Origin of the sequence: Diaphorobacter sp. LR2014-1, assembly GCF_002916785.1 — a bacterium.
GTDB lineage: Bacteria > Pseudomonadota > Gammaproteobacteria > Burkholderiales > Burkholderiaceae_C > Diaphorobacter > Diaphorobacter nitroreducens.
Window position 1 is genome coordinate 1 of the sequence record NZ_MTBE01000059.1, and the last position, 12,077, is coordinate 12,077.

Sequence of the window (12,077 nt, forward strand, 5' to 3'; positions counted from 1 at the left end):
TACTCGTGCGGGCGCGTCAATGGCTGTACAAGAACAAGCTGGTGATCGTGCACGAGCGGGCAATTCGGACACTGATTGCGGCGGCACTTGCCCAGCTTGAAGTTGAAACAGGCACCGCCATCGCCGCCAGCGTTGATCCAGCAACACTTGATCGCTGGCGAGCCTCAGTTTCAGAGCTGCGCCCAGATGGACAAACCCAGCAGAGTTGGCTATGGGCTGCACCGGCGAAACACTCAACCCGCCAAATCAGCGAGGTACTGGAGCGCATCGACCTGCTTTACACGCTGGACGTTCATAAGCACCTGGCAGACATCCCCGATCTCATCTTGCGCCGCTACGCGCGCCGACTTGTCTCCAGGCCGCCCTCAGCCGGAGCCAAGATCAAAGAGCCAGCGCGCACCGTGGAGGTCGCATGCTTTCTTCGGTATTGCCTGTTCACCACCACAGACCAGTTGATCCTTATGGTGCAGCGCCGGATCGCCGATCTGTGGCGTCAGGCTGCCGCCGATGTCCCCGCTACCGTCAATTGGGCCGCAATGTACAAAACGCTGCTCGGCGAACTTGTTGCCTTGAGCGCGCAAGGTGCGGTGCCAGATGCTGAGTTGCGTGCCCGTCTTGAAGCCTTGATCACCGAAACCCAGAAACGCAAACCACCGAGCAGGGCCTCCCTGGTCCGCGAGGGATTGATTGATGGAATTCGCCCCGTGCGGTCGTTGCTCGTCGCCATTGCAAAGCTGCCCTGGCAGGCCACCGGCGAGCATCCTGCCATCGAGTACCTTGCCAAGCTGCAAGCTTTATATCTCAAAGGATCCAGAAAGCTGCCAGTTGAAGTGGTGGCACCAAGTCTGGGAATGATCTGGCAGGTTTCGATCTCCAGCCCAGACCGGGAACGGGCGTTTCAGGCGTTGGAGGTGGCCACCCTGTTTGCCCTGCGCCGCGCGGTGCGCAATGGCTCGGTCTGGATTGAGCACAGCCTGAGCTTTCGGGGTCGTGCGCGCTTGTTCTTCACGGACGAGCGTTGGCAGGCAGAGTCCAAGAAACACTATGCCCGTCTATCGTTACCCAGCAAGGCTGCCACTTTCTTGAAGCCTTTGCTGGCCAGAGTAACTGCCGGTGTCGATGCGGTGGCCGCTGCAGCCCGCAGTGGCGTACTGCGCGTGGATGATGAACTCCATTTGTCGCCATTGCCCGCAGAGGACGAAGACCCAGAAGTGACCAAGCTGCGCGCGGCTTTGGATCACCGCATCGGTGAGGTTCAATTGCCGGAAGTGATTCTGGCCGTTGACGCCCAGGTGCGCTTTAGCTGGATCATGCTCGGACGTGAGCCGCGCTCTACCGACGAGCTGCTGATGGTCTATGCCGGCATCATGGCCCACGGCACCAGTCTGACTGCGGTCGAATGCGCGCGCATGATTCCGCAATTGTCTGCCACCAGCATTCGCCAGGCCATGCGCTGGGCGCGGGACGAACGGCGTCTGAGCCAGGCCTGCCAGGCTGTGCTGGAATTCATGCAGCGACACCCGATTGCCGCCACCTGGGGGCGGTCCGATTTGGCATCTTCTGACATGATGACCATGGAGACCACCAAACGGGTGTGGCAAGCCCGGCTTGATCCTCGGCGCAACACACCTTCCATTGGAATCTACTCCCATGTAAAAGACCGGTGGGGCATCTTCCATGCGCAGCCCTTTGTGCTCAATGAGCGCCAGGCGGGCGTGGCCATTGAAGGTGTCATCCGCCAAGAAAAGCTGGAGACCAGCCAGCTTGCTGTGGATACCCATGGCTACACCGACTTTGCCATGTCACATGCCCGTTTGCTTGGTTTTGATCTTTGCCCGCGGTTGAAGGAACTCAAACAGCGCCACCTCTTTGTGCCACGCGGCACCAAAGTGCCCGCAGAAATCGCTGCGGTGTGCGAAGCCAATGTCGACGTCGCTTTGATCGAAAAGCATTGGGATAGTCTGGTGCACCTGGCAGCCTCGGTCATGAGCGGACATGCCAGTGCGGTGGCAGCTCTTGCGCGGTTCGGTTCTGCCGCCCAGGGCGATCCAATCTATGAGGCTGGCGTGCAATTGGGGCGGTTGCTGCGTACGGCGTTTTTGGCTGACTACTTTGTCAAGGACGCTTTCAGGAACGAGTTGCGCCGGGTGCTCAATCGGGGCGAGGCTGTTAACGCCCTCAAGCGCGCCATTTATACCGGCCGGATCAGCCCGGCGCAGGCCAAACGTGTCGATGAAATGCAGGCTGTGGCCGATGCGTTGAGCCTGATGGCCAACATCGTGATGGCGTGGAATACCTCACAGATGCAGGCGGTCCTGGATCGCTGGTCGAACCGCCGCCAGGTCATTCCACCGGAACTGATCGGGAAGATTGCGCCCACCAGGCTGGAGAGCATCAACTTGCGGGGTGTGTTTCGCTTCCCGGTTGACCGCTATGCTGACCAAATCCTGCCTTCGCGGCCAAATGCATCGATAACTGGCACCAATGGATGAAACCGACCACGGTTTGACGCCACGAATCGCAGATTTGAAAGTGAACAGGAAAGTCAATGAAATCAACGATCTACCAACACCACCTCCGCGCCAGTGCTAGCTTTTCGTACCGTCACTTATTGCACTGAAAACGAGGAGACCCCTATTGGGAATACTGTTAGCTTTACCACTGTTTTCTGTTCACTAATCTGGGTTTTCATCCTTGCCGCACGCGGTGCCCCGCCCCCTGACCGTCGACGAGATTCCCGGCATCGTCGCTGCGTTTGCTCAAGGCGCGCGCAACGCCATTGCCGCCGGCTTTGATGGTGTGGAAGTACACGGCGCCAACGGCTACCTGATTGACCAGTTTCTGCGCGACACGCCCAACCAGCGCACCGATGCTTACGGCGGATCGCTGGAAAACCGTGCACGTTTGCTGTTCGAGGTACTCACTGCCGTGACCCAGGCGATCGGTTCCGAACGTGTGGGCCTGCGCCTGTCGCCCCTCAACAGCTTCAACAGCATGAAAGACAGCGACCCGCTGGCCCTCATCGGCTTCCTGGCCGATAGGCTCAACGCCTTCAAGCTAGCCTACCTGCACGTGATGCGCGCCGATTTCTTCGGCGTGCAGAAGGCCGATGTCATGCCCGTAGCGCGTGAAAAGTACAAGGGTGTGTTGGTGGGCAATATGGGTTACAGCGCTGATGAGGCAGAGGCAGCTATTGCCGAAGGTAAGCTTGACGCTGTGGCCTTTGGCACCGCCTTCCTGGCTAACCCGGACCTGCCCGCACGCATTAGGGCCAAGGCACCGCTGAACGCGCCTGACTCCAACACGTTCTACGCAGGTGGCGCCAAGGGCTATACAGACTATCCGACACTGCAGGTCGCGTAAATCACCGCCCCAGAAGACCGAAGAAACGAGCCACTTTATACCCAAGGCTCTGCCCTTCGATCTTGCGGGTTCTGGGTCAGTAGGAAGGACAGGCGTCAGATGTCGATGAGTTCCAGCGGCAGTGAGGGAGCAATGCCCTCGATCACCTCGTCGCGCACGAACACGGTCTCACGATTCGTACCACTGCCGTGCTGCGTCGTCCTGGGCATGGACCAACAGGCAGCGGATACCCGCAATGTCGGCGGCCTGTGCGGTGCGCAGCAGTGCATCCTTGAGCAAGGCCTGGCCCAGACCTTTACGCTGATGCTCCTTGTCCACAGCGAGCCGGGCCAGGATCAAGACCGGCACCGGGTGGCGCGCCAGCCCCTTCATCACTCTCGACGGCGCGGCTTCCGGATCGACGCTACCAACGGCTAGGCTGTAGAAGCCGACCACCACGTCACCCTGGCAGCAGACATAGGTCTGCGCGCTGCTGGCCTTCTGGTTGACGAGCGCGAAGCGCTGCAGGAACTGGTTCAGCGCGGCCAGGCTGAGCCCGACTGGATCTGGCAGTCGTTGCAGTGGCACACGGTCGTGGTGCCCGGCTCCACTTCCGCCTCGTAGCTGATCGCGTCACAATGGCAGGCGCCTTCGATCTTCATGGCAATCTCCTTCAATTGAAACTGGTTGGCGCCGAGGGTGTGCCAGCCGGCCGGCTGCGTTACAGCGTCCGGCCTTTGCGACGCCACTCCCACGGCACCGGCGGCGCGGCGGTGGCCAGATCATTTCATCAGTTGCCGCTGCCAGGCACCGCGCAGTTCGCCAACAGCGCCACGGTGCGGATCATTGCCTCAGGCGAGGCCACGCCCCGACCGGCGATGTCCATTGCGCTGCCATGCCCTACGCTCGACAGCAGCACGTCGCCGCCGATGCTCAGCGCGCTTGCCGCATGGGGCGCCAGCAGCTTGATGGGAATGTGGCCCTGGTCGTGCAGCATCGCCACGTACAGATCGTGGCCGCGCTGCGCCAGCAGCATGTCGGCCCCGTACGGTCCGTCGATCTCGAAGCCTTCGGCGCGCAGCGCGGCCGCGGCTGGCCGCACGATGGCTGCGTCTTCCGGCCCGAACAGTGTGCCCTCGGAGGCGTGGGGATTGATGCCGAACAGCCCGATGCGCGGCGCCTCGACTCCCAGCAGGGCGCATGCGCGCGCCCCGGCGCGGGTTGCGGCAACGACCAGCTCCGGCGTGAGCCGGTCCAGCGCGGTGCGGACGCTTTCGTGCAGCGTGGCGTGGACGATGCGCAATCCGCCGCCCACCAGCATCAGGAACACGCTGTCCTCCGGCACGCCGCGCACCCGGGCTACCAAGGAGGGGTAGCCGCTGAAAGCAATGCCGGCCTGGTGGATGGCGGTTTCGTGGTGCGGAGCAGCGACCACGGCGTCGTGGTGGCCGGCAGAGGTTGCCGTGATAGCGGCCGATGCGGCATCGATGCAGGCGCGGCCCGCATCGGCGCTGATGCGGCTGGGCTCGAATGCTGAATCGGCGTAGCCAGGCGTCTCGACAAAGGCGGTGCGGCTCAGCAGCGCCTCCAGGCCAAGCTGCCGGGCGGTGTGCTGCAGCGGGCCTGCGGGGCCGAACAGAGTCAGCGCAACCCCAGGGTGCTGCTCATAGGCTTCGACCGTCTTCAGGGCAATTTCGGGCCCGATTCCGTGCGGGTCGCCGATGGGCAAGGCGATGCGTGCCGCCCGTTCTGCTTGATTCATGATCGCCCGGCTCGCCAGCTCAATCGATGGTGACTTTGGCGTCGCGGATGACCTTCTGCCAGAGGGCCGTCTGCTGCTTGATGAACTCGGCGCTTTCCGTCGTGCTCTTGGGCATCGCGTCCAGCCCCAGCTTCGTCAGGCGTTCCTTCATTTCCGGCTTCGTCATGGCGTCGTTGATCGCCGTGTTGAGGTAGCGGACGTCTTCGGCGGGCGTGCCAGGCGCCGTCACTGCGGCGTACCAAGTCACCGACTGCATGCCAGGCATGCCGATCTCGGCGAAGGTGGGGACGTCGGGCAGCGCGGCCGAGCGCTTGCGGTCAGCCACCGCTAGAATGCGCACGCGCTGGGCGTTGTGCAGGTTGATCGACGCGCCGACGCTGCCGAAGAACGAATCGACCTGGCTGCCGGAGAGGTCATTCAGGGCCGGGGTGTCGCCCTTGTAGGGCACGTGGATCATGGACGTGCCGGTCAGCGAGGTGAACAGGCTTGCGGTCAGATGCGAGGTGGTGCCATTGCCTTGTGAGGCGTACGAAACGCGACCGGCGTTCTGCTTGACGTAGGGCACGAACTCACTCGCCGACTTGATCGGCAGCTTGGGGCTGACGATGAGCGCATTGGGCACGGAGGCGAGCGTGGCCACCGCGATCCACTGGGTCGGATCGTAGGTCAGCTTGGTGTACAGGCCATGGTTGATGGCGATCGGACCCGGCGATGAAACCAGTAGGGTGTGTTCGCTCGGCTTCGGGCGGCTGAACACTTCCGCAGCCCCGATGTTGCCGCCCGCGCCCGTCTTGTTTTCGACGTACACGCCCTTGGGGAAGCTCGGCCGGATGTCTTCGGCCAAGGCGCGTGCGAGCACATCAGCCAAGCCGCCCGCAGCGAAGGGAACCACGATCCTCACCGGCTTGTCAGCAGGCTCCGCAGCATGAACACCGGCACCGACCGCGGAAAAGCCAGCCACGCACAGCGTGCTGACCAAAGACGAAACCCAACGCATTGACTGTCTCCTGAATGGCAAAGCGTCGGATTATAGAGGGATGGGTCAATAACAATAGGCGGTGATCGCCACCATCGTCACGACCATTACAATCACCAGCCCGGTGTGACAGTGGTGATGGTCGTGACGGTCGCCGCTTATTGTTTACACCGGCAAACACGCAGATATGCCCGGCGATCCGACCGTCACACGCCGTCGGGCTCCTGCATCCACGCCGGGATGTCCCGCTGGCCGTGCAGCACACGCCAGACATCAATATGGTCCGGACGCTCGACGTAAAACACGAGGTGCGGGTAGCGCGTCAGCGGCCAGGCGCACAGCCCGGGCAAGTTGAGCTCGTGCGCGTAGCGAGGCGATCCCGTTGCCGGATGGCGGGCAATGTGGCCGTAGGCCTTCTCCAGCGCATCGACGAAGCCCATTGCCACAGCTTCGCCCGCCTCACTCAGGTAGGCGACAGCCTCATCCACATCCCGGCTGGCCTGCTCACGCGGGATGACTGGCTTGGCCTTCACGCCTTGGCTGCGGGTTTGGCAGCCTTGCGCACCCAATCCCGCAGGCCGTCGAAGTAGCGGACATCCGCGGGGGCCACCGGAGCCGAGGCAGCTCCAGCCAACAACAGGTTGCGCAATTGCAGGCGGTCTTGATCCTTGCGGATCAAATCGCGCACGTACTCGCTACTCGTGCCATAGCCGCGCTGGCTGACCTGTTCATCCACGAAGGACTTCAGGGTGTCGGGGAGAGAGATGTTCATCGTGCTCATGGCGCAAGTGTGGGTTCTTTGGCAAAATTTGGCAAGACCCGCATTACACCATACCGAAAGAAGGCATCCATGCTCAACCCGAACAACTGCCTGCGCTACTGGGACCTGGCGGATCACATCCGCATCGATGACGCATCAAGAGCCAGAGCCACGAGGGCTGAATCGCCGTGGCCGATGATTACGACGATGGCGGTTTCTCCGGCGGCAACATGGACCGACCCGCACTGCGCCGCCTGATGGCAGACATCCAGATGGGCAAGGTCGACATCGTGGTCGTTTACAAGATCGACCGGCTATCCCGCTCGCTGGCGGATTTCGCGCGGATGGTCGATGTGTTTGACCGCCACCGGGTCATCAGTACTTGTCCCACGGTCAGGCTGAAGTAGCCCGCCACGCGGCCATCGTCCTCGGCAACGACAAAGGTCTTGGCCGAGCCGCTGCCCTGCGCCTGGCGGGCGTGGCGCAACAGCCAGTCATTCAACGCGGGCTTGCCGCAATCCAAACCTTCCAGCCGATGATGGCCACCCGCAGCACGGATGGTCGGGATCCCGCATGGCGCGGGGATTTCAGATCGGGATAGGGGACAGTCATTGTAGACTGCGCCCCTCCCACACCACCCGGCATGCGGATCCGCACCGGGCGGTTCGAGAGTTTGAGGTCATGAGAGTCTGGGCAGCCCCAGCCGATCGAAGTGCGCGATGGTCAGCACGCTGTTGAGCAGCTTGGCGCTGTTGCGCCACCAGCGTCGGCCATTGACCGACACCTGCCGCGCAACGTCATGCGTGGCCCCCAGCGAGCGCAGTTCGCGATAGATCGCTGCCCCGCGCTTCCAGTGCTTGAGCTGTAGAGCGCGCAACCGGTGGCGCAGCCATTCGTCCAGCTCGCGCCAGACTCGGGGCGTTTGCGCCAGCCCGAAGTACGCCTTCCAGCCCAGCAGGTAGGCCCTGAGCTTATCGACCACTTGGCTCATGCTGCGCCCGAGCGAACGGCGCGTGAGCTGCCGGATGCGGGCCTTGAAGTCGTTCAGCGCCTTCAAGGCCACCTTGCATTTCACTTCCCGCCCCTTTGCTACCCACAGGCCATAGCCCAGGAATTTGCGCCCGAAGACGCTGCCTACGGCGCTTTTGGCCTCATTGATCTGAAGCTTCAACTTGCCGTACAGCTTTCTGAGCCATGCCATGACTCGCTGGCCTGCTTTCTTGCTGCCCACGTAGACGTTACAGTCGTCGGCGTAGCGCGCAAAGCTGTAGCCTCGCGCCTCCAACGCCTTGTCCACTTCGTCGAGCAGCACGTTGGCCAGCAGCGGGCTCAGCGGCCCGCCTTGCGGTGTGCCCTGGCCCCGTTCGATCACTACCCCGCCATCCATGATCCCGGCATTCAGGTACGCCCGGATGAGCCGCAATACGGCTTTGTCCGGGATGCGCCTTTGCAGCCGCTCCATCAGTATGTCGTGGTTCACCCGGTCGAAGAATTTCGATAGGTCAACGTCCACCACCACGCGCTTGCCCGATTGGACGAAGCCCCGAGCGGCTTTCACCGCGTCGTGCGCTCGTCTGCCCGGTCTGAATCCGTAGCTGTGTTCGCTAAAGGTGGGATCGATCAGCGGTTGCAGCACTTGCAGCAGTGCTTGCTGGATGAGTCTATCGAGCACCGTCGGAATGCCCAACTCGCGTTGGCTCCCATCGGACTTGGGGATCATCACCTTGCGTACCGGGTTTGGCCGGTACTGGCCCGCAAGCAATTGAGCACGGATTTGCGGCCAACTCGTTCGCAGCAGTTGCCCGGTTTGCTGGATGTCCAGCCCATCCACGCCTGCCGCTCCCTTGTTGGTTTTGACCCGTCTCCACGCTGCTTGCAGATTCTCTCTCGTCAGCGCCGCTTCCAGCAGGCCACCTGTGCCCGCCTTCGGCTTTGCCGACCCTGTGTCCTGGTGTTCACGGGGCGGGCCTCTGGCTTCGTCGCTGGCTGGCTCGCGCACGGCTTCACCGTGCGCTGCACCCACCCGCCCGGATGGCTCCGGCATCTGACGCACGGCCTTTGGCATCCTCGTATCCTCGGTCACTTGCTCTCGTTCGGCCCTTCGCATTCACCTTGTGGCCTCATCAGCCCCAGCTCCAGCTACTACGGCCTCTGCTGACTTCTCGCTCCAGCAGCGCTGTCGCCCTTTCAGGCACAAGGCGAGATCTCCCCAGGTAAGAGTCGCACTCCTTCATCGCACAACCGCCGCATCTACGCCACCTCGCCTTGGTCACGAGAGCTTCGTGGTTTTGCGCCCACTTGCCCTGCTTGGCAGCGCCTTCTATGCGGTTCTTGTTCATCGGCTCGCGATTTACGCTCCACGCTTCCTCCCCACATTCGGTCGCCCTCATGCAGTTGCGCTTCGCTTCGTTCGTTGTGACCAACTTACGACGGGACTTGCACCCGTAGGAGTGCGCCCATGCTGGGCGCACGCAAGAAAAAGGGCCCGGAGATTATCCGAGCCCTTCAATATGGTGGTGGGGCAGCACCCCGCACCAAACGACTATTGAAAGTACGCGATACCGGCGTTCTCGCAAGTTGCGAAGCCCTGCGTACCAGTGCGAAAAGCGGGGGTTGACAGGCGAATTTGCGAACAATCAAGCAGGTTTTTCGGCCTGATTGGTCACCGGAAATGGCGTTCAACCTCGTCTGCATTCCAAGGCTAGTTCAGTTCCCAAACCCGGAATCGAACTCGCGTCCGCATGGTGGTTCAGATCGAGGGTTCGGCGGCTGCGTCATTTTCGGCTGCGGGATCGGTAAGCCGCCGAATCGTCAGGGCACAGCGTTGCTCAATCAAGGTATTGATTTGCTCTACCACGGCATTGCCAGCAAAGCTGTGGCCGGGGTCTGACTGGAGCTTGCGCGCCGTCGCAGGCAGTAACTTTGCCAACTCCAGAATGCGCCGTTTGGCCTGCGCCTTGGTAAAGCCGACGCCTTCGGCGAACTGTTCCCAGTGCCGCGCCTGGACTTCGGTGAACTTGTACTTGCTGCCGATTTTCATCGCCATCTTCTGCGTCAGTGTTGGATACACGGCCGTCGAGAGCGTGTCGTAAAACGGAGCCAGAACGGGGGCCTTGCCGGAGTACAGCAGAGAGAAATTCTTGGCATGCGCATCATGATTGCCGATCAGCGCATTGAAGATCACGTAGTCGAGTAGTCGCAGGACTTGCGGCGCGCTGGGGCGGGTTGCACTGCGCACCAGATCAAAACACTGCGCCAGATCCGGACCACCTTCATTCTGGTACTTCATTTCTGGCACCACGCCCAGTGCCTGGCAGAAGTCCTCTTGATGAAGGCGTTGTCGATGCCCATGGGCATCGATCAGTCGGTCGTAGCGCTCAACCAGCAGAAACGAGCGATCCAATACCTGGTGTACTTTCGATTTTGCGGGCTTGAGCTGCATGGCCTCAGCCAGTGCCATGCAGAATCCTTCGTTGATCACGCTGTCGTCGACGGCGTGGATAGCCGGTTTCAGGATGTGGGAGCTCGGCGTGCCGTTGAGGGGCAGCCCGATGCGCGCACCATCGAAAACCACTGGCAACTTGTCTTGGGCACCCGCCAAGGAAAGCCGCAAGCCGTCTTTGCCTGCGAGCATAGGTCGACGCGGCAATTCATCCAGGATGGCCACGACTTCCTCATCGCTCAGCCATTGAACGTCATCGCTGCGGGTCGGCACAGGCAAAGCCTGCCCGGGTTCAAGGAAGGTCACGGCCCCGGCGCATTCGCCGCCGATGTGGTCCAGCAGCGCAAAGTCGTTCTGGCCAGACACCTGAAACTGCTGCGCAATCAAGCGGCGCATCTGCCCTTCGGGTAGAAGACCAGCAAAGAAAGGACGCGTTTTACGATCGTCGAACGGCACCGCTTGCAGGGGCAGCGAGGCCGACAAGGAAACGGCGTCGTTATGTAACAGCCAATCAGGTGCGTAGCAAAAACTCAGTCGCCCATCGACCAGCGCCAAGGTGCCGACACGCTCGGCGAAAAGCCAGACTTCCAGCTCATGCGCCATGGCCGTCATCCTCTCGTTGATCGTCGGAAGCAGCAGACGGCAATCCACTCAACTGAACCTCACCGCCTAGGGCATCAATGACCCGCAGCACGTTTTCCAGCCGCAATGTGGGCTTGCCGGCCTCAAGGTCGACAATGAAGCGCACACCCACCCCAGCCGCCAGCGCCAACTGGGGCTGCCTCAGCCCGAGCTGCTTGCGAGCGGCACGCAGTGCATCGCCGAGTTGTTGAGGTGATCGAATGGATGTCATGGCTTGCTCAGCTTCCCGTTCGGGAAATTATCAGTCACAACCGGACTAAGTGCAAGCGATATTTCCCGATCGGGAATGTTAGGTGTGGTTCGGGCGTGATTCGGCCTGCTATTTCCCGATCGGGAAACGGTAGCGATCTCGATTCCAAATTGACACCCATTTACACCGAATGTGGCGCGGTTTTCAGAAATGCGCCACGACCTCTTCTTTGCGGCGAACGGATCAGCGCCAACTATCGCTTGGCTCACGCGCGGAACAGCGCCTTCATGGACTCCTGCCAACTCATTCGGAAGGAGACCAAAATGGAAGTCGTTCACCTGAATCAAAAACAACTGGCTGCCCGCTGGAATATCAGCGAGGCCACCCTGGAGCGCTGGCGCAGCGTCGGGATCGGGCCAAAATTCCTGAAGCTCTGCGGTCGGGTGGCTTACCGCCAGGTCGACATCGAAGCCTACGAGGAGTCGTGCTTGCAGATTTTAACTAGCCAGTCGGTCACGGCGCATGTCAGTGCCGGCTGAGCAATGTTCCGATTTGTCGGCAGATATTAGCGAGTACCGACGTTTTGCAACGTGGCGGCACTAGCTGGGGTCTCCTCGTTTTCAGTGCAATAAGTGACGGTACGCAAAGCTAGCACTGGCGCGGGGGTGGTCTGGGTAGACCGTTGATTTCATTGACTTTCCTGTTCGCTTTGTAAACGGGTATGGTGGCCTCCCACTTTTGAGGTTCACGATGCAGGGTTGGCACACAACGTTTTTGGGGATGCGTGGGCTCCCCCGCGATATCAGCGACTTCGAGATGAAGGCATTTTTCACCTTCGATGGTGCCGAGCGCGACGCAATCAATGCACGCCGAGGTGATTCCCACAAGCTTGGTCTGGCGCTCCATATTGGTTTCCTGCGCATGAGTGGGCGTTTGCTCGGTGCCTTTCGGGTAATTCCAGTA

The 12,077-nt window shown here is 61.3% G+C and carries 12 protein-coding genes and 2 pseudogenes; 4 read left to right on the forward strand and 10 right to left on the reverse strand.

Going from position 1 to position 12,077, the window contains the following annotated elements:
* On the forward strand, window positions 1-2,492 hold a 2,492-nt coding region (locus BV908_RS21035), incomplete at its 5' end, for a Tn3-like element IS1071 family transposase (protein ID WP_103738568.1).
* A gap of 214 nt (window positions 2,493-2,706) precedes the next feature.
* Entirely contained in the window at window positions 2,707-3,363 is a 657-nt protein-coding gene (locus tag BV908_RS21040; protein WP_246867567.1) for a hypothetical protein, read from the forward strand.
* A 168-nt stretch (window positions 3,364-3,531) separates the two neighbouring features.
* Here the strand turns inward: BV908_RS21040 and BV908_RS21045 are convergent, their stop codons facing one another.
* The 6 genes and pseudogenes from BV908_RS21045 to BV908_RS21070 form a co-directional block, all read right to left on the reverse strand.
* Window positions 3,532-3,930, reverse strand: coding sequence for a GNAT family N-acetyltransferase (locus tag BV908_RS21045; protein ID WP_246867568.1), 399 nt, complete (start codon window positions 3,928-3,930; stop codon window positions 3,532-3,534).
* Window positions 3,888-4,004 (reverse strand): annotated as a pseudogene (locus BV908_RS22935) (GFA family protein); the annotation flags it as partial. The pseudogene BV908_RS22935 and the gene BV908_RS21045, both read right to left, overlap by 43 nt.
* Window positions 4,005-4,132: 128 nt before the next feature.
* Window positions 4,133-5,104 (reverse strand): 4-hydroxythreonine-4-phosphate dehydrogenase PdxA, encoded by a 972-nt coding sequence (locus tag BV908_RS21055; protein ID WP_103739134.1) that lies wholly within the window; start codon window positions 5,102-5,104, stop codon window positions 4,133-4,135.
* A gap of 19 nt (window positions 5,105-5,123) precedes the next feature.
* The gene (locus BV908_RS21060) at window positions 5,124-6,101 is read right to left on the reverse strand and encodes a tripartite tricarboxylate transporter substrate binding protein (RefSeq protein WP_103739135.1); all 978 of its coding nucleotides are present in this window, start codon (window positions 6,099-6,101) and stop codon (window positions 5,124-5,126) included.
* A gap of 185 nt (window positions 6,102-6,286) precedes the next feature.
* Window positions 6,287-6,613: a type II toxin-antitoxin system RelE/ParE family toxin gene (locus BV908_RS21065; protein ID WP_103739136.1), complete on the reverse strand. Its 327-nt coding sequence runs from the start codon at window positions 6,611-6,613 to the stop codon at window positions 6,287-6,289.
* On the reverse strand, window positions 6,610-6,861 hold the full coding sequence (locus BV908_RS21070; protein WP_103739137.1) for a type II toxin-antitoxin system ParD family antitoxin: 252 nt from the start codon (window positions 6,859-6,861) through the stop codon (window positions 6,610-6,612). Before BV908_RS21070 ends, BV908_RS21065 begins: the two co-directional genes overlap by 4 nt.
* A gap of 140 nt (window positions 6,862-7,001) precedes the next feature.
* Here BV908_RS21070 and BV908_RS21075 point away from each other — a divergent pair.
* Window positions 7,002-7,214: pseudogene (locus tag BV908_RS21075) on the forward strand (recombinase family protein); the annotation flags it as partial.
* A gap of 305 nt (window positions 7,215-7,519) precedes the next feature.
* Here BV908_RS21075 and ltrA read toward each other — a convergent pair.
* From ltrA to BV908_RS21100, 3 genes are all read right to left on the reverse strand, one after another.
* Entirely contained in the window at window positions 7,520-8,905 is a 1,386-nt protein-coding gene (ltrA, locus tag BV908_RS21085) for a group II intron reverse transcriptase/maturase (RefSeq protein WP_103739138.1), read from the reverse strand.
* 684 nt (window positions 8,906-9,589) lie between these two features.
* Entirely contained in the window at window positions 9,590-10,885 is a 1,296-nt protein-coding gene (locus BV908_RS21095) for a type II toxin-antitoxin system HipA family toxin (protein WP_172751420.1), read from the reverse strand.
* Window positions 10,875-11,135 carry a helix-turn-helix transcriptional regulator gene (locus tag BV908_RS21100; protein ID WP_103739140.1) on the reverse strand — a complete coding sequence of 87 codons (261 nt, stop codon included), beginning with the start codon at window positions 11,133-11,135 and terminating at the stop codon, window positions 10,875-10,877. Before BV908_RS21100 ends, BV908_RS21095 begins: the two co-directional genes overlap by 11 nt.
* 302 nt (window positions 11,136-11,437) lie before the next feature.
* Here BV908_RS21100 and BV908_RS21105 point away from each other — a divergent pair, with 302 nt between their 5' ends.
* Window positions 11,438-11,653, forward strand: coding sequence for a DNA-binding protein (locus BV908_RS21105; protein WP_103739141.1), 216 nt, complete (start codon window positions 11,438-11,440; stop codon window positions 11,651-11,653).
* A 109-nt stretch (window positions 11,654-11,762) separates the two neighbouring features.
* Here the strand turns inward: BV908_RS21105 and BV908_RS22875 are convergent.
* Window positions 11,763-12,077: hypothetical protein (locus BV908_RS22875; RefSeq protein WP_246867569.1), on the reverse strand; the 315-nt coding region annotated here is incomplete at its 5' end.